Raw genomic sequence first — 16,286 nt, 5'->3', positions numbered from 1 at the left:
GAGCGGCGAGAACGGGAGTGTGAAGTGCGGGTCGACCGGCCCTGACCAGGGCGTCGACCCGGGACAAACAAGCATTTAACGGAATTCGTTAAGAGTGATGTGCAACACATTAACCGACTTCGTTAGGCTGTCAAGCATGGCTGCGGACATTCCCGCGAGGGAGAGGTTGCTGCGGGCGGGGGAGTACCTCTTCGCGCGCGAAGGTATCGATCGGGCTCGCATTCGGGACCTCAACGATCTGGCTGAGGTTCGGAACGATTCGGCGGTGCACTACTACTTCGGCTCCCGGGAGGGCCTGCTCGAAGCGATCGTGATGCGCCACATGGGGGACATCAAGGATCGCATCGAGGAGATGGTCGAGCGGTACTGCGTGGGCCGCGAACCTTCGAAGTCCGCTCTGCGCGACTCGATCGGTGCGCTGACGGTCCCGTTCGCCGCGAAGCTCCTCGACGACCGGGGGCGCGACTTCATGCAGATCGTGGCCGAGGTGTACGAGCGGCGTGGCGGTCTGGCCGACGCGCAGTACATACCTGCCAGTGAGATCGCGAAGGACCTCGTTCGTCGATCCATGATCGGGATGAGTGACGCCGTGCGGGAGGAGCGTTACCGCCTGGCGATCAACTTCATGGTCTCGGGTATGGCCGCGCGAGCCCGGGCCTACGACGCCGAACGTGAGTTCCCCCTCGACCACGACACCTTCGTCGTCAACCTCGTCGAGATGGGCACGATGGCATGCCTGGCCGAACTGCCTGATGGACCGCTCTTCCCCGACTGACGTCGGCGCACCGTGAGTCGTCTTCGACGGCCCGCGCCGCGGGCGATGTGCGTCCCCGGCGGACACCCGCTATCCTGGCGGACGTGTCAGCGACCTATTTCTGGTTTAGCAGGCCGGCCCCGGGTGGGTCGGTCGGCGTAACCACGCGCTGACAATCCACCCCAGAGCCGGATGACAGACCGGCTCGCTGGGATTCTTCACAGTCTTCGAGGGTCGGCCTGAGAACAGGAAACCGAACCCCATGACCGTTATCGCCAATGATCAGCGTCTCGACGATCAGCGCACCGTCAGCATCAGCCCGCTCGTCGCGCCGTCCGTCGTGCGCGGCGAGCACACCCCCGACGAGGTGGCCGCCGCCACCGTGCGCTCGGGGCGCGCCGACACCGTCAACATCCTCAACGGTGAGGACGACCGCCTGGTCGTCGTGGTGGGCCCGTGCTCGGTGCACGATCCCGAGGCCGCGATGGACTACGCGCGCCGTCTGGCCGCGAAGGCCGAGGAACTGCGCGACGACCTGCAGATCGTGATGCGCGTGTACTTCGAGAAGCCGCGCACGACGCTGGGCTGGAAGGGCCTGCTCAACGACCCGCACCTCGACGGCACCTACGACATCAACACCGGACTGCGGATGGGGCGCAAGCTGCTGCTCGACATCTCCCGTCTCGGCCTGCCCGTCGGTTGCGAGTTCCTCGACCCGATCATCCCGCAGTACATCGCGGACCTGGTGACCTACGGCGCGATCGGTGCCCGGACCGCGGCCAGCCAGGTGCACCGTCAGCTGTGCAGCGCGCTGTCGATGCCGGTGGGCATCAAGAACTCCACCGAGGGCGACGTTCAGGTGGCGGTCGACGGCACCCGCGCGGCGGCGGCGAGCCACGTGTTCCCCGGCACCGATCTCGAGGGCCAGGCGGCGCTGATCCACACGGTCGGCAACCCGGACTGTCACGTGATCCTGCGCGGTGGCACCGACGGGCCGAACTACGATTCCGAGACGGTCGCCGATACCCTTGCGCGGCTGCGTAAGTCGGGCCTGCCGGAGCGGGTCGTGGTCGATGCGAGCCACGGCAACAGCCGCAAGGACCACAACAAGCAGGTCGACGTGGTCACCGACATCGCCGAGCGCATCGAGGCCGGCGAGAAGGGCATCGTCGGCATCATGCTCGAGAGTTTCATCGAGGCCGGGCGTCAGGACCTGACCCTCGGGCAGGCCGACGAGCTCACCTACGGTCAGTCCATCACCGACGCGTGCATCGACTGGGACACCACCGCGGCGACTCTCGATCGCCTCGCAGGCGCAGTTGCCGCTCGCCGCAACTGATCTCAGCGGCAGATCGACCGGGGGCGCGTCCTCCCTTCGGGGATGGCGCGCCCCGCGCGCATGTGGAATCGGTCGACTTCGTGCCGAGCTCGGAGTCGTCCGGCTCGTTGGGCTCTCTCGGTTCCCCCGTCGGGGCTGACACGGTCCCTGCGCCCTCCGGTGGCGGACGACACCATTGGCCGTTGGCGCGGCGCAGACCTGCGGATATCGGTGGTCCGGGGTGGTCGGTACGTCGATCGAATCGGGCAGATCCGGCGACGGACCCCTACGTTGGACAAGTGCCTTCTGCCGTCTGTCACCTCTTCCGGCGTGCAGATCGTGCGGAAGGGAGTTCGCGGAAGTGAATGTGCGCAATGCCTGGCGGGCGCTGAGGAAGCCGGTGTTCGTGCCGGCGTCGATCGCAATCTTCGCGATGATCGCGTTCGCGGTCGTTTACTCGGGCGCCGCGGAAGGCGCATTCGAGTCGCTCAATCGGGTTATCGCCGACGGTGTCGGATGGTGGTACATCCTCGTCGCCACCGGATTCGTGGTGTTCGCGTTGTACTGCGGCATCAGCCGGATCGGCAACATCCGGCTCGGCCGCGACGACGAGGAACCCGAGTTCTCGATCCTGTCCTGGTTCGCGATGCTCTTCAGCGCAGGCATGGGCATCGGGCTGGTGTTCTACGGCGTGGCAGAACCGCTTTCGCACTACGTGAATCCGCCGGAGGCCGGACGGCTCGACGGCTCGTCCGACGCCGCCGCGAACCAGGCCATGGAGCTGACCCTGTTCCACTGGGGTCTGCACGCGTGGGCCATCTACGTCGTCGTCGGCCTGGGCCTGGCGTACATGACCTACCGCAAGGGCCGGCCGCTGTCGGTGCGATGGCTGCTCGAGCCGCTGCTGGGCCGACGTCGCATCGAGGGGCCGATCGGGCATGCGATCGACGTCGTCGCCATCGTGGGCACGTTGTTCGGTATCGCGACCTCGCTGGGGTTCGGTATCCAGCAGATCACCGCGGGTCTCGAGTACCTGGGGTGGGTGGAGGTCGACAACTGGCTGGTCATCGCCCTGATCGTCGGCGTGACCGCGCTCGCGACGTTCTCGGTGGTGTCCGGGGTGTCCAAGGGGCTCAAGTGGCTGTCCAACATCAACATGCTGCTCGCCGTCGCGCTGGCCGTCTTCGTGCTGCTGCTGGGACCGACCCTGTTCATCATGCAGTCGTGGGTCCAGAACCTCGGTGGCTACGTCCAGGCGCTACCGAAGATGGCGCTGCGGACGTCTCCGTTCGCGGAGGACGGGTGGGCCGGCGCCTGGACCATCTTCTATTGGGGGTGGTGGATGAGTTGGGCTCCGTTCGTCGGCATGTTCATCGCCCGCATCTCCCGGGGCCGCACCATCCGCGAGTTCGTCTTCGGTGTGCTGCTCGCCCCGACCCTGGTCGGCTCGTTGTGGTTCACGATCTTCGGTGGCTCCGGCATCCTCCGCCAGCGCAACGACGGTGACATGCTCGCCGCCGACGGTGCCGTCGACACCAACACGAGCCTGTTCACGCTCCTCGGCGGGCTGCCGCTGGCGACGGTGACATGTCTCCTGGCGATCGTGGTCGTGATCTTCTTCTTCGTGACGTCGGCCGACTCGGGCTCGCTGGTCATCGACACCCTGGCAACGGGCGGCGACACGGCGACGCCGGTGGTGACGCGCGTGTACTGGGCGGTGCTCCAGGGTGTGGTCGCGGCGGTGCTCCTGCTGATCGGTGGCAGTGGGTCGTTGACGGTGTTGCAGACGGCGTCGATCGCGACGGCGGTGCCGTTCTCGGTGGTGCTGGTCCTCGCCTGTCTCTCGATGCTCAGAGCGTTCCGGTACGAGGTCGCCGCCGCGCCGCGCTACATCCGCATCTCGTCGGCCGGCGCGGACCGGTCGGCCGGGGACCGTGGGCGACGGTCCGCCGTCTCGTCGACGCTGGCCGGGCTGGCGACGTCCCCGCCCGGGCGATCCGGCCCGGGCGAGGATCGGCACCGGATCATTGCCGTGCACGAGGTTCCGAACGGTGCGGTGAGCGTCGATCCGGAGTCGGGTGTCGTCACCCTCGACGACGATGCGAGGGCGACCGACCCGCTCGGCGGCGAGGTGTTCGACACCCCGGAGTTCGCGGACTCCGCCGAGGGGCAGAACCGGCAGCCTGTCGGAGTCGAAACGCCCTAGCCTGACACGGGAACCATCGGCGTAGGGTGAGCACCGTTCGGGTCTGTCGACTCCACGGAGTGCGTGCATCACCCATCTCGTGCCACGCGCCCGTGATTCGGAAAGGATGCACGGTGGCGGAGAGCAAGCGGACGATGCGCGCGGCGCGTTTTCATGCGGATACGAAAACCAATGTGGTGGAGGATGTTCCGATCCCCGAGCCCGGGCCGGGTGAGGTCCTGGTCAAGGTTGCGTTCTGCGGCATCTGTCATTCCGACCTGAGCCTGCTCGACGGCACCTTCCCGGCGATGCTGCCTGTCGTGACCCAGGGGCACGAATCGTCGGGCACCATCGCAGCCCTGGGTCCGGGCGTGCGGGGCTGGCAGGTGGGCGATCGGGTGATCCCGTCCGCCGGCAGGCCGGACATGAAGTGCCGCAACTGCCGTCGTGGTGACTTCACCCATTGTCTGAACATCCAGCTGATGGCATTCGCATACGACGGCGCCTGGGCCGAGTACACGGTGGCGCAGGCCGGCGGGCTCACCAGGGTGCCCGACAACGTTCCGCTCGAGCAGGCGGCGTTGTTGGCCGACGCGGTCTCCACGCCGTTCGGTGCCGTGATGGGGACCGGTCAGGTCAGGGTCGGTGAGTCGGTCGGCGTGTGGGGCGTCGGCGGCATCGGCACACACATCGTGCAACTCGCGCGGTTGGTCGGTGCGGTTCCGATCATCGCCTTCGACATCAATCCGGTGGTGCGCGAGCGGGCCCTCGAGCTCGGCGCCGACTACGCGTTCGACTCGCGGGACGAGGATCTGCGGGAGAAGGTGAAGGCGGCGACCGACGGCAGGATGCTCGACGTCGCGTTCGATGCGGCCGGCCTCAAGGTCACCTCCGAGCAGGCCCTGCACTGCCTGGACGTCGGCGGCCGACTGGTGGTGGTCGGGATGAGCGGCCAGGACGTCTCCCTGGGATCGACCGCGGCCCTGGTGCTGTCCAAGAAGCACGTCATGGGTCACCTCGGCTACCAGACGGCCGACATCGAGACGCTGGCCCGACTGGTGTCCCGCGGCCGCCTCGACCTGTCCCGATCGGTGAGCGAGATCATCCCCCTCGAGGACGTCGCGAAGGGTATCGCGAAGCTGCAGAACCACGAAGGGAATCCGATCCGAATTCTCGTGCAGCCCTGACGATCGTTCCCGTACGGCCCGATCCTGTCGGTGCCCGGCAGTAGCGTCGGCGCATGGGATACGAAATTCAGATCACAGTCGATTCGAAGGACCCGCACCAGCAGGCCAAGTGGTGGGCCGACACGCTGGGCTGGCAGGTCGAGCCCAGCGACGAGCAGTTCATCCGCGGTCTCGTCGACGCCGGTCACGCGCAGGAGTCGGACACCCTGGTGTTCGAGGGCGTACTCGTCTGGCGGGAGGGCGCGGCCATCCGCGATCCCGAGCATCCGCAACGCCCGCGAATGCTCTTCCAGCTGGTCCCGGAGGGCAAGTCGGTGAAGAACCGGCTGCACCTCGACGTCCGTGTGGGGGATCGCCGCGAGGAGGTGGCCGCCGAACTCGTTGCCGCCGGGGCGTCGATCCTTCACCGCGGGCAGCAGGGCCCGAGCGTCTGGATCACGATGACCGACCCGGAGGGCAACGAGTTCTGCGTGGCCTGAGCGGTCAGTCCAGGGTCTCCAGGGCGTCCGCGGCCTCCAGATCCGGTGCCGTTGAGGTGCGGGGCGCGAACGACAGTCCCACCCGCAGCGCACCGGCCGCTTCGAGCAGTGCGTCGACGCCGGCGCGCCCGTAGCCGGTGAGGTTGACGAAGGCGTGGACCAGACCACGGTGGACGCGCAGGGTCGTCGGCACGCCTGCCTCGCGGAGTCGTTCGGCGTATTCGAGGCCCTCGTCGCGCAACACGTCGAAGCCCGAGATCGCGACGTAGGCGGGCGGCAGCCCGGTGAGGTCCTCGGCGAGGATCGGCGACGCGCGCGGATCGGTGCGGTCCTGTTCGTCGGGCACATAGTGGCCCGTGTACCAGTCCATCTGGGCTTCGGTGAGGAAGAAGCCGTCACTGAACAGGCCGTACGACGGACGCTTGGCAGTCATGTCCAGCCACGGGAAGAACAGCATCTGGAACGCCGGTCGAGTGGCGTCGGCGCGGGTGATCTGGGAGACCACCGCGGCGAGATTGCCGCCGGCGCTGTCGCCGGCCACCGCGACACGATCCGGATCGATGTCGAGCGAGGCGGCGTTCTGCACGGCGAACCGGAACGCGGCCACCGCATCGTCCGCCGCGGCCGGGAACGCGTGCTCGGGCGCGAGCCGGTAGTCCACCGCCAGCACCGCGACCTCGGCGTGCCGCGCGAGGAACCGGCACAGCGAGTCGTGGCTGTCGAGGCTGCCGAGCACGAAGCCGCCACCGTGGAAGTACACGAGCAGCGGCGCCGCCGGGGGCAGGCCCTCCGGTCGGTACATGCGCGCGGGGACCTGGCCCGCGGGACCGGGGATCGTCACGGTCTCGACCGACGCCATCGGGATCGGGCGTCCGCTGACCAGCCGTGCCTCCATGTCGATCTGGGCGCGGGACTGCTCGAGGGGCAGTTCCTCGAAGTCCGAGTCCGGCAGCAGCGCAAGCATGCGCAGCATCAGCTGGATCTCGGTGTTCAGCTCCTGGCCGTCGACGCGGACGGGGCGGCCGGAGAGGATCCGTTGAATCGGGGAGGGCAGCGAGCCGGCGATCGTGGCAGCTGTGCGGACCGCGGATTCGAGCACTGACTCGAGCAGAGTCGTCTTCATCGGTATTCGTCCTCTCGCAGCGGGGCCCGACCGTCGTGCGCCCGGGTATGCAAGCGAAGTCTGTCAACTGACCGACTTGGAAACAAGGGTGAAAGTGGAGATGGGGCGGGCCCGGCACATTCAGTGATCTTAATTCTGGTCCTCGAACCGATCGGACACTACGCTGCCGACAACATGGGTGTGTGATGGTCGGGAAGGGTTGCGATGCCATACGTTTCGGTCGAACAACGACGCAAGGATCTCATCGATGCGGCGATTCGTGTGTCGGCCGACGTGGGGCTCGCCGCCGCGAGCACCCGAGCGATCTGTGCCGAGGCCGGCGTGCAGCAGAGCGTGTTCCACTACTGCTTCTCCTCGAAGGAGGAGTTGCTGCGGGAGCTCACTCGTGAGGTGGTCGCGAGCATGGTCGAGGGCGCGGTCGCGAGCTTGTCGCCCGGCGCCGACGTCCGGGAATCGATCCACAAGGGCCTGTACGGGTTGTGGCAGACGGTGAGCGTGCAGCCCGAGAAGCAGTTGGTGTTCTACGAACTGACGGTCGGCGCCCTGCGCGAACCCAATCGCAGCGACATCGCCGAGTGGCAGTACCGCGAGTACTACGCGTCGACCGGGACCTTCCTCGCGCGTCTCGCGGAGACCGCGGGAATCGAGTGGTCCGTACCGATTCCGGTGCTCAGCCGGATGGTCACGACCGCCATCGACGGACTCATCCTCGGCTGGTTGGCCGATCGCCGCGCCGACGAGGTCGAGGCGTCACTCGAGGCGTTCGCGGAGATGTTCGCCGGACTGGCGGCTCGGCCCGTGGTGGTCGCGTAGGGCGCGTCTTCCGAACGTCCGGGAGTTGTCCGGAGGTGTCGGTTAGCCTGTCCCGATGTTCCTCACCCGGATCGTCGCCGAGCGGATGCCGAACCGGTTGTTGTCCGTGTTCGTGCGCAACGCGGAACTGGTGAAGTTCCTGACAGTGGGATCGATCGCATTCGTCGTCACGTGCGTGCTGTTCTTCGGTCTGAAGTGGACGATCCTGGACGGCAAACCGGTGACGGCCAACGTTGTGGCGGTGCTCCTGGCCACCGTTGTGTCCTACGTGCTCAACCGAGAGTGGGCGTTCACTGCCCGTGGAGGTCGAGAGCGCCGACACGAGGCAGCCCTGTTCTTCGTCGTTGCCGGTGTCGGGCTGGCGATCAACCAGCTACCGCTGGCGGTATCACGGTATGTCTTCGCGCTCCAGGCACCGCATGTGTCGATCGTCGTGGAGAACCTTGCCGACTTCATCAGTGCCACCGTCGTCGGTACCCTCCTCGCGACGGTGTTCCGCTGGTGGGCGATGCGCAAGTTCGTGTTCCCGGATCCGGTGGCGCCGCAACCGGAATGCGACGAAACGGTGCTGGAGGCCGAACACTGACGTCGAGGTGTTCGCTACTCGTCGGACGCCTGCGACCTTCTCTCCCTCGACCTCTCCCTCGACCCGGTCGTGGGACGTGATGAGTTTCGTGGCCGAACCGGGTCGGTACCGGTGGACACGGGAGCACCCCGTGCCGCGAATCGAGGAGGCACGGGTCGACATGATCGTCATCGAGGCAGGCCGAGTACGCCGCGGGAACTGCGCCCTTCCGGCCGGGCGGAGCGACGCCGGGTCGGCCGGTCGAGGATTGCCCTGCCGGACGGGCGATCCCGATCTGTGGTTCGCCGAGTCGTCGGACGATCTCGAACGGGCCAAGGGGCTGTGCGGGGGATGCGCGATCCGTTCCCGCTGTCTGGCCGATGCGCTCGACCGCGCCGAGCCGTGGGGCGTGTGGGGCGGTGAGATTCTCCGATCGGGTGTCGTCGTCGCCCACAAGCGATCCCGCGGTCGGCCGCGCAAGAACCCCGCGATCGGGTGCAACGGAATCGGGATAACGGCGGCCACCGGACACTCTCCGTCACAAAGCGCGCGAATCGCCCAAAACGGCTACGATCTCCGCTAGTCCGACTGGAGGGGTCCCGTGTCGAGGTTTTCCAAGTTGTGGAGTTCGGCGCTCGCCGCGGCCACGGTGACACTGGTCGTGAGTGGGTGCTCGGCCGCGCCCGACGAATCGGAAAGCGCGAGACAGGCCGCGGCGTTCCCCGAGATCTACGCGCAGACGATCGAGTGGGGTGCGTGTGGTGACGATTTCGGTCTCGGCGACGCCCGCGCCGAGCGGCTCGCCGCACACGGCGCCCCGGTCGACACGTACGAGTGCGCCACCGTGACGGCTCCGCTCGACTGGAACGACCCCGGCAACCGGGAGACAATCGAGCTTGCGGTCATGCATGTTCCGGCAACAGGCCCCGGTGAACCGATCGGCACGCTGCTCAGCAACCCCGGCGGACCCGGGGAGAGCGGGCTGGCCTTGGCGTTCGGTCTGCCGACGGTGGAACGATTCGGGTCGATCCTGGAGCGGTACGACCTGCTCGGCTTCGATCCGCGCGGGATCGGACGGAGCACGCCGGTGGACTGTGACGAGGTGTCGGACATTCGGGAGTTGAACCTCGCCGTCTGTGCCGTCGACCAGCCGATCGCGCTGTCGATGGGAACCTCGCAGGTCGCCCGCGACATGGATCTGCTCCGCTCCCTCACGGGAGACGATTCGATGCACTACCTGGGCTACTCCTACGGCACGATGCTCGGCGCCACCTATTCGACGCTCTTCCCGGAGCGGGTCGGGCGCATGCTCCTGGACAGTGCCTCGGCCAGCGACTGGGCCAGTCCGGTAGGGAGGTTCAATCAGTCGGCGGCCATCGCTCGGGAGACGAGCGCGCTCCTCGACGGGTGCGGCAGCCTGTATCAGGCGACCGCCTGCCCCATCGGTGGCCAGTCCGCGCTCGTGGAGACGGTGGCTCGCTTCGACGATCAGCCGATGATTGCGAGCGACGGCACCGAGGTCAGCGGGCAGACGCTGTACGCGTATCTCGTCACGGCTCTCTACCAGCGATCGGCGGGACGGGAACTGGTGCTCGAGACCGTCGGCACTGCGATCACCGGTGGCCAGGAGCAGATCGACACGATCGCAGGGGAGATGACGGGCGGCGGGGCCGCGGTCCGGTTCGACGGCAGCATCGTGCAGTGCCACTCCTTCCCGGACGATCCGGGTCTGCCGCGGCTGGTCGAGCACATCGAGGAGACCGGGCTGCCCGAGCTGCTGGGCGGCCCCGAGATCAACGACGACACGCTGCGAGATTTCGTCGACCTCTCCTGCGCCGCACTACCGAACAGCGGGGACGACATCACCGACTCGTTCTCGGGTTCCCCGGACGCCCCGATCCTCGTGATCGGCATTACCGGTGACCACGCGACTCCCCACGAGGGCGCACAGGAGCTCGTGCGGCAGCTCGGCAACGCCCGACTGCTCACACTCGAGGGAACCGGGCACGGCGCCTCGTTCGCCGACCGCTCGTCGTGCGCCGACGACGTCGCGACCGCATATCTGCTCGACGGCGAGTTGCCGCCCGAGAACTCGGTCTGCACGGACGACTAGAACGGGGCCGACAGTGTGCCGATCCCGCCTCCAGATCCGGCCTTCTAGCGGTAGGCGCCTGGAGTCGAGCCCGTCCAACGTTTGAATGCCCGGCGGAAGGCGCTGGGCTCGGAGAACCCGAGGCGGGCCGAGAGTTCGTCGACGGGTTCGCTGCGGCGCAGGGCGGCGACGGCGGCGTCGCGCAGCACCTCCTCACGCAGGGTGTTGAGCGAGGTGCCCTCCTGGCGCAGCAGCCGGCGCAGGTGCGGCACGCTGATCGACAGCATCTCCGCGATCTCCTCCGCGGTGCAGGTCCGCCCGCGCACCCCCATCTCCAGCACCCGCCGCACCTGGGCGGACGCCGTGCTGTCGTAGTCGCGTTCGGAGAGAAGGAGGTTCGGCGACTCGCGCAGGTACTCGGCGAGGCTCTGCTCGTCCTGGATGAGCGGCGCGCGCAGGATCGAGTTGTCGAACTCGAGGGTGGCCACGCCGGCGCCGAACGTGACGGGGACGCCGAAGATGCTGTCGTAGTGCTTGGCGAACTGGGCCTCGGGCTGTGGGTAGGGGATGAGCACGGACCGCAGCTTGACCCGCCGGCCCACCAGCCACGCCGCGAAGCGGTGCAGCAGGATCAGTTCGAAGTCGGTGACCAGCCGGAACGCCTCGTCGGCGAATTCGGGGGAGACGGTGTCGTCGCGCACATCCACCCGAACCTCGAGCCGCGTCGACTCGTCGCCGGGGATGAGCGTGAGCGGTGGCACCGGCAGTGCCCGCGTCACGTCCGTCATCCGTTCGAGGGCGCTGCCCAGATCGGGGCGGTGGATCAGCGACAGACAGATCAGCCGGAACGTCCCGCGCGGAACCGGTGACGCACCGATGGCGAACAGTTCGTCGTCGGTGAGCTGCCACGCGGCCTGGGTGAACGCCGTGACCTGCGCGGGTGTCAGCCGGGTGCGGGGATTGTCGAGCGAGGCGACGTCGATCCCCGACGCCTCGAGCGTCGCGGACAGGTCAGCTCCGGCCGTCTCGGCGAGGTGCAGGGCGCGACGGAGGAAATCGGCCGGGATCGTCGCCAGGCTCACCGCGGCACCTCGAGCCGGCGTAGGCGCGACACCGCCTCCGACAGCACGTCCTCACGCTTGCAGAACGCGAAGCGCACCAGGTGATTCCACTGATCGGGGCGGTCGGTGAACACGCTGATCGGTACCGCCGCGACGCCCACCCTCTGCGGCAGCGTCCGGCAGAACTCGACGCCGTCGCGGGTGCCGAACGCGCTGATGTCGGCACACAGGAAGTACGTGCCGCCGCCCGAGTACACGTCGAACCCGGTGTCCCGCAGCGCCGTCGCGAGCAGGTCCCGTTTGCCCTGCAGTTCGTCGCGCATGGCCAGCACCCACGCCTGCTCGTGTTCGAGCGCGTACGCGACGGCGGGCTGGAACGGGCCGCCGGCCACGAACGACATGAACTGCTTGGCGGCGCGGACCGCGTCGATCAGTGCGGCGGGGCCGAGCGCCCAGCCGGTCTTCCATCCGGTCACGTTGAACGTCTTCGCGGCGCTCGAGACGGTGACGGTGCGCTCGGACATGCCCGGCAGCGACGCCATCGGGGTGTGCGTGCGACCGTCGAAGACCAGGTGTTCGTACACCTCGTCGCTGAGCACCAACAGATCTCGCTCGCACGCCAACTCGGCGACGGCGAGCAGTTCGGCCTCGGTGAGCACCGTCCCGGTGGGGTTGTGCGGCGAATTGACCACCAGCATCCGAGTGTTCGGGGTGATCGCGGCCCGCAGGGCATCGAGGTCGAGGGCGAAACTGTCGCCGTCGCGCACCATCGGCACGGCCCGGCGGACCGCCCCGGCCAGCGCGACGGCGGCCGCGTACGAGTCGTAGTACGGCTCGATCAGCACCACCTCCTCGCCCGGTTCGACGAGTCCGAGGATCGCGGCACTGATCGCCTCGGTGGCGCCGACGGTGACCAGGACCTCGGAGTTGGGGTCGTGCGCGATGCCGTATCGGGCGGCGCGGTCGGCGACGACGGCCTGGCGCAGCACCGGCATGCCCGGGCCCGGCGGGTACTGGTTGAGGCCGTCCGCGATGGCGCGTCGCGCGGTCTCGAGCATTTCGGCCGGTCCGTCGGTGTCCGGGTAGCCCTGGCCCAGGTTGATCGCGTCGTGCTCGGTGGCGAGCGCCGTCATCTCGGCGAAGATCGTGGACGCGAACGGTTGCAGTCGCGAGACGGTGCGGGAACGTGGCGCTGCGGGCATTTGTCCAGCGTAGCGGCGTGGACGTCGTCGAACGAACCCGGTGTGTCACGTTCTCGGGGGCTGCCTCGTCCTAGGGGTGGACGGGCGCACCCCGGTGCCCGCCGACGGTCGAGACGACGGAGGAGATCATGCCTCGAATTGCCCCGGTGACCCCGCAGGAAGCCGGCCCCCTGGTCAAGGCTGCATACAAGTTCGCCGCCCGCCGGTTCGGCGAGGTGCCCGAGCCGTTCGCGGTGGTCGCCAACCATCGCAAGCTGTTCGCGGTGTCGGCCGCGCACGAGATGGGCACCGAGAAGGCGTCGACCGTGCTGCCGCCCAACGTCCGCGACATCGCGGTGTACCGGGTCGCGTGGACGGTCGGGTGCTCGTGGTGCGTCGACTTCGGCACCATGCTCCAGCGGCTCGAGGGCCTGGACATCGAACGGTTGCAGCACATCGGCGAGTACGCCGACTCCCCGCTGTACTCCGACGACGAGCGGGCCGCGATCGCGTACGCCGACGCCATGACCGAGACGCCCACCACCGCGACCGACGACCAGGTGGCCGACCTCGAACGGCGGTTCGGTCGCGACGGGGTCGTGGAACTGACCTACCAGATCGGGATCGAGAACATGCGGTCCCGGATGAACTCGGCGCTCGGGATACACGACCAGGGCTTCAACTCCGGTGACGCGTGCCGGGTGCCGTGGGCGACGGATCAGGAGACGGCGGATCGGGAACGGAAAGCCTGATCCCGCGCAGCTTCTCGGGGTTCGCGATGTCGTAGGCGGCCCACACCTTGCCGTCCCGGACGGTGAACGCGGTGACCCGACCCGGGAATCCGGGGTGGGTGTCGTCGCCTGGGGAACCGTGGCTGAGGAAGCCGAGCTGGCCGTTGACCAGTACCGGCGTCGCGGCGAGGAACGTCTCGAGGCCGTACTTGTGGGCGAGGCCGAGGAAGAACCGGGCCGAGTGGTCGGCGCCGGTGATGACGTTGACCGCAGTGCGGGTGGTGCCGCCCGCGTCGCCGATGGTGGTCGCGTCCGGATGCAGCGCGGCGAGGACCGCGTCGAGGTCGCCGGCCGACATCGCGGTCAGCAGGCGGGTGACGGCCGCGGTGTGCTCGGCGTCGGCGACCGGTGGCGGTGCGGCGGCGACCGCGCGCCGGGCACGGGACGCGAGTTGCCGGGCGGACGGAACGCTCACCGACAGCACCGCGGCGATCTCGTCGAACGGCACCGCGAAGCCGTCGTGCAGGACGAACGCCACCCGCTGATCGGGGGAGAGGGCGTCGAGCACCACCATCGCCGCCATCCGGTTCGCTTCTTCCCGGACAACCGATTCCAGCGGATCCGGCATGTTCGACGGTGTCAGGTCGGTGACGATCGGCTCGGGCAGCCACTGTCCGACGTACTGTTCGCGGCGCGCGGTCGCGGACCGGAGCCGGTCCAGGCAGATCCGGCCGACGACGGTGGTCAGCCACGCGCGCAGATCCCGGATGGCCGCGGTGTCGGCGTCGGCCAGCCGCAGCCACGCGTCCTGCACGGCGTCCTCGGCGTCGCTCACGCTGCCGGTGAGGCGGTACGCCGCGGACAGCAGGTGGCTGCGGTGCGACTCGAACGATTCCGCGAGTGGCGCGACGCTCATGCCGCGATCCTACGTCCGCCCCGGGCCGGACAAATGTCCATTTTGTAAGCCGGATCACATTGATGTGAACATCGGTAACGGATACCGATAGCGTGTTGTCCGGGTAACAGCAGGGCGGTTCGCGTGATCTCGCCGACATGCTCTGGTGGCGAGTGGTGGAGGGCCGTCGACGTTGAACATGGTGTCGAAGCTGGCCAGGTGGCAGCTGGGCGCGTTCGTGGTGCTGGCCATCCTGAGCGTGATCTTCGTGGGCGGTCGCTACGTCCGCCTCGACAACCTCATGGGTTTCGGGCAGTACTCGGTCTACGTGGATCTGCCGTCGTCGGGCGGCATCTTCACCAACGCCGAGGTGACGTACCGGGGCGTGCCGGTGGGCCGGGTGGGCGACCTCACGCTGACCGCCGACGGGGTCCGGGTGGAACTGCACCTCGACGACGACGGGCCGGACGTGCCCGCGTCCGCGGCCGCCGTCGTCGCCAATCGGTCGGCGATCGGTGAGCAGTACGTGGATCTGCGCCCGGACCGGGATTCCGGGCCGTACCTGGCCGACGGCTCGGTGATCACCGTCGACGACGCCGGCGTCCCGGTCCCGGTCGAGGACCTCATCGCGTCGGTCGACTCGCTCGCCCGCTCGGTCCCCACCGACAGCCTGCACACCGTCGCGACCGAGCTGGGCAAGGCGTTCGACGGCCAGGGCGACAACCTGCGGACCGTCGTCGACTCGCTGTCCGACTTCACCCGCGAGGCCTCCGCCGCGCTGCCGCAGACCCTCGACCTCGTCTCCGACGGCCGCACCGTGCTCGACAGCCAGGCGGACCAGGCGTCGTCGATCCGGTCGTTCAGCGCCGACCTCGACGCGCTCGCCGCGCAGCTGCGCTCGAGCGACCCGGACGTGCGCAGGCTGATCGGCACCGGCGCCGCCACCAGTGACCAGGTGGGGGCGCTGGTCCGCGACAGCGGCGCCGACCTCACCGAGGTGCTGTCGAACACCCGGCAGATCACCGCGCTCGCGCCGGGCCGGGAGGCGTACCTGCGCACCGCGCTGCAGCTGCTGCCGGCGCTGCCGGTGGCGGCGCGGGCCGTCGCGCCGGGCGACGGCACCATCCACTTCGGCATCGTCCTCGAGACCAACAACCCGCCGGCGTGCACGATCGGCTACGAGAGCACCCACGAGACGCTCGCCGAGATGAAGCGCCGCGACCCGGACTTCGACGACACCCGTGACGACTTCCCGTTCTCGTCGGACGTGCGGTGCCTCGTTCCGCAGGGCAGCGTCACCGGTGTCCGCAACGCCGAGCGTGCGGTTCTCGCCGACCCGACGGTGTCGCAGCCGTGGGATCAGAAGCCGAAGCAGGCCCCGGAGTCGTTGAACCTCAACCCGATTGCGTCCGCGATCGCGACGCTGATGGGCATCGCTCCGGCGCGCTAGCTCCCGGAGTCGTCGCGACTGGAGCTGCGGTGGCGGCGGGTCGAGCGGGCGCGGGAGCCACATCGCACGGTGCACCAGTCCTGGTTTCTGCGGCGCGGAACGAAAAACATCCCGCAACTGGGTGCGGGACAACGGCGGACGGTGAACGTATCGGGCGCGGCTATGAGCTGCAACGTCTCTCGCGCTACTTCCGCGTCGACCGGGCCCCCGCATCCGACCTGGCGGAGGACGCCGGACCGGTCGAGTTCGAGCACCAATGGCGCATCGGAGGCCAGTTTGTTGACCCGCGCACGTAGGTGCTGCGACAGCGGTTCCGAGTTTCCGGCCGCCTCGAGGGCCTCGCGCACGACGGAACGGAGTTCGACGAGCCGGTCCAGCGGCATCTCGGCCAGTCGACCATCCGACACCTGTTGCCTCCACGTCATGGTTTTGAACGTATAAAACCGTGACAA

At 68.4% G+C, this 16,286-nt stretch carries 16 protein-coding genes; 11 read left to right on the top strand and 5 right to left on the bottom strand.

Going from position 1 to position 16,286, the window contains the following annotated elements; all coding sequences use genetic code 11:
* The first annotated feature begins 136 nt into the window (after positions 1-136).
* From AC1RIF_RS03215 to AC1RIF_RS03195, 5 genes are all read left to right on the top strand, one after another.
* Positions 137-775, top strand: a complete 639-nt coding sequence (locus tag AC1RIF_RS03215) for a TetR/AcrR family transcriptional regulator (RefSeq protein ID WP_492599909.1) — start codon at positions 137-139, stop codon at positions 773-775.
* A gap of 241 nt (positions 776-1,016) precedes the next feature.
* Positions 1,017-2,093: a 3-deoxy-7-phosphoheptulonate synthase gene (locus AC1RIF_RS03210; RefSeq protein ID WP_492599908.1), complete on the top strand. Its 1,077-nt coding sequence runs from the start codon at positions 1,017-1,019 to the stop codon at positions 2,091-2,093.
* A 412-nt stretch (positions 2,094-2,505) separates the two neighbouring features.
* Positions 2,506-4,278: a BCCT family transporter gene (locus AC1RIF_RS03205; protein ID WP_492600136.1), complete on the top strand. Its 1,773-nt coding sequence runs from the start codon at positions 2,506-2,508 to the stop codon at positions 4,276-4,278.
* A 134-nt stretch (positions 4,279-4,412) separates the two neighbouring features.
* Positions 4,413-5,444: a zinc-binding dehydrogenase gene (locus AC1RIF_RS03200; RefSeq protein WP_492600135.1), complete on the top strand. Its 1,032-nt coding sequence runs from the start codon at positions 4,413-4,415 to the stop codon at positions 5,442-5,444.
* 53 nt (positions 5,445-5,497) lie between these two features.
* Positions 5,498-5,923 carry a VOC family protein gene (locus tag AC1RIF_RS03195; RefSeq protein ID WP_492599907.1) on the top strand — a complete coding sequence of 142 codons (426 nt, stop codon included), beginning with the start codon at positions 5,498-5,500 and terminating at the stop codon, positions 5,921-5,923.
* Positions 5,924-5,927: 4 nt separating this feature from the next.
* Here the strand turns inward: AC1RIF_RS03195 and AC1RIF_RS03190 are convergent, their stop codons facing one another.
* Positions 5,928-7,046 (bottom strand): alpha/beta hydrolase, encoded by a 1,119-nt coding sequence (locus AC1RIF_RS03190; RefSeq protein ID WP_492599906.1) that lies wholly within the window; start codon positions 7,044-7,046, stop codon positions 5,928-5,930.
* A 204-nt stretch (positions 7,047-7,250) separates the two neighbouring features.
* On the opposite strand from AC1RIF_RS03190, the gene AC1RIF_RS03185 reads away from it, so the two are divergent.
* The 4 genes from AC1RIF_RS03185 (at position 7,251) to AC1RIF_RS03170 (ending at position 10,537) form a co-directional block, all read left to right on the top strand.
* Entirely contained in the window at positions 7,251-7,859 is a 609-nt protein-coding gene (locus tag AC1RIF_RS03185) for a TetR/AcrR family transcriptional regulator (protein ID WP_492599905.1), read from the top strand.
* 55 nt (positions 7,860-7,914) lie between these two features.
* Positions 7,915-8,445 carry a GtrA family protein gene (locus AC1RIF_RS03180; RefSeq protein WP_492599904.1) on the top strand — a complete coding sequence of 177 codons (531 nt, stop codon included), beginning with the start codon at positions 7,915-7,917 and terminating at the stop codon, positions 8,443-8,445.
* Between the two features lie 160 nt (positions 8,446-8,605).
* A complete protein-coding gene (locus AC1RIF_RS03175) occupies positions 8,606-9,007 on the top strand; it encodes a WhiB family transcriptional regulator (RefSeq protein WP_492600134.1) in 402 nt (133 codons plus the stop codon).
* Between the two features lie 18 nt (positions 9,008-9,025).
* Positions 9,026-10,537 (top strand): alpha/beta hydrolase, encoded by a 1,512-nt coding sequence (locus AC1RIF_RS03170; protein ID WP_492599903.1) that lies wholly within the window; start codon positions 9,026-9,028, stop codon positions 10,535-10,537.
* Between the two features lie 44 nt (positions 10,538-10,581).
* On the opposite strand, the gene AC1RIF_RS03165 is transcribed toward AC1RIF_RS03170, so the two are convergent.
* Entirely contained in the window at positions 10,582-11,598 is a 1,017-nt protein-coding gene (locus AC1RIF_RS03165) for an AraC family transcriptional regulator (RefSeq protein WP_492599902.1), read from the bottom strand.
* Complete coding sequence (locus tag AC1RIF_RS03160) at positions 11,595-12,779, bottom strand: pyridoxal phosphate-dependent aminotransferase (RefSeq protein ID WP_492599901.1); 1,185 nt, start codon at positions 12,777-12,779, stop codon at positions 11,595-11,597. Before AC1RIF_RS03160 ends, AC1RIF_RS03165 begins: the two co-directional genes overlap by 4 nt.
* A gap of 128 nt (positions 12,780-12,907) precedes the next feature.
* Here AC1RIF_RS03160 and AC1RIF_RS03155 point away from each other — a divergent pair, with 128 nt between their 5' ends.
* Positions 12,908-13,510: a carboxymuconolactone decarboxylase family protein gene (locus AC1RIF_RS03155; RefSeq protein ID WP_492599900.1), complete on the top strand. Its 603-nt coding sequence runs from the start codon at positions 12,908-12,910 to the stop codon at positions 13,508-13,510.
* Here AC1RIF_RS03155 and AC1RIF_RS03150 read toward each other — a convergent pair.
* Positions 13,437-14,405, bottom strand: a complete 969-nt coding sequence (locus AC1RIF_RS03150) for a sigma-70 family RNA polymerase sigma factor (protein ID WP_492599899.1) — start codon at positions 14,403-14,405, stop codon at positions 13,437-13,439. The genes AC1RIF_RS03155 and AC1RIF_RS03150 overlap by 74 nt on opposite strands.
* Positions 14,406-14,583: 178 nt before the next feature.
* Here AC1RIF_RS03150 and AC1RIF_RS03145 point away from each other — a divergent pair, with 178 nt between their 5' ends.
* Positions 14,584-15,834: an MCE family protein gene (locus tag AC1RIF_RS03145; RefSeq protein WP_492600133.1), complete on the top strand. Its 1,251-nt coding sequence runs from the start codon at positions 14,584-14,586 to the stop codon at positions 15,832-15,834.
* Here AC1RIF_RS03145 and AC1RIF_RS03140 read toward each other — a convergent pair.
* Positions 15,831-16,259: a CGNR zinc finger domain-containing protein gene (locus AC1RIF_RS03140; RefSeq protein WP_492599898.1), complete on the bottom strand. Its 429-nt coding sequence runs from the start codon at positions 16,257-16,259 to the stop codon at positions 15,831-15,833. The genes AC1RIF_RS03145 and AC1RIF_RS03140 overlap by 4 nt on opposite strands.
* Positions 16,260-16,286 lie beyond the last annotated feature (27 nt).

The sequence above is a fragment of the Prescottella sp. GW823-FHT02E09 genome, assembly GCF_058797375.1.
The sequence above is the reverse complement of the archived record's forward strand: the minus strand, read 5'-3'. Positions and strand labels throughout refer to the sequence as shown.

Bases quoted from the DNA above. Each gene is read 5' to 3' on its own strand.
- AC1RIF_RS03215 (WP_492599909.1), top strand. From the start codon at position 137: ATGGCTGCGGACATTCCCGCGAGGGAGAGGTTGCTGCGGGCGGGGGAG.
- AC1RIF_RS03210 (WP_492599908.1), top strand. From the start codon at position 1,017: ATGACCGTTATCGCCAATGATCAGCGTCTCGACGATCAGCGCACCGTC.
- AC1RIF_RS03205 (WP_492600136.1), top strand. From the start codon at position 2,506: ATGATCGCGTTCGCGGTCGTTTACTCGGGCGCCGCGGAAGGCGCATTC.
- AC1RIF_RS03200 (WP_492600135.1), top strand. From the start codon at position 4,413: ATGCGCGCGGCGCGTTTTCATGCGGATACGAAAACCAATGTGGTGGAG.
- AC1RIF_RS03195 (WP_492599907.1), top strand. From the start codon at position 5,498: ATGGGATACGAAATTCAGATCACAGTCGATTCGAAGGACCCGCACCAG.
- AC1RIF_RS03190 (WP_492599906.1), bottom strand. From the start codon at position 7,046: ATGAAGACGACTCTGCTCGAGTCAGTGCTCGAATCCGCGGTCCGCACA.
- AC1RIF_RS03185 (WP_492599905.1), top strand. From the start codon at position 7,251: ATGCCATACGTTTCGGTCGAACAACGACGCAAGGATCTCATCGATGCG.
- AC1RIF_RS03180 (WP_492599904.1), top strand. From the start codon at position 7,915: ATGTTCCTCACCCGGATCGTCGCCGAGCGGATGCCGAACCGGTTGTTG.
- AC1RIF_RS03175 (WP_492600134.1), top strand. From the start codon at position 8,606: ATGATCGTCATCGAGGCAGGCCGAGTACGCCGCGGGAACTGCGCCCTT.
- AC1RIF_RS03160 (WP_492599901.1), bottom strand. From the start codon at position 12,779: ATGCCCGCAGCGCCACGTTCCCGCACCGTCTCGCGACTGCAACCGTTC.
- AC1RIF_RS03155 (WP_492599900.1), top strand. From the start codon at position 12,908: ATGCCTCGAATTGCCCCGGTGACCCCGCAGGAAGCCGGCCCCCTGGTC.
- AC1RIF_RS03150 (WP_492599899.1), bottom strand. From the start codon at position 14,405: ATGAGCGTCGCGCCACTCGCGGAATCGTTCGAGTCGCACCGCAGCCAC.
- AC1RIF_RS03145 (WP_492600133.1), top strand. From the start codon at position 14,584: ATGGTGTCGAAGCTGGCCAGGTGGCAGCTGGGCGCGTTCGTGGTGCTG.
- AC1RIF_RS03140 (WP_492599898.1), bottom strand. From the start codon at position 16,259: ATGACGTGGAGGCAACAGGTGTCGGATGGTCGACTGGCCGAGATGCCG.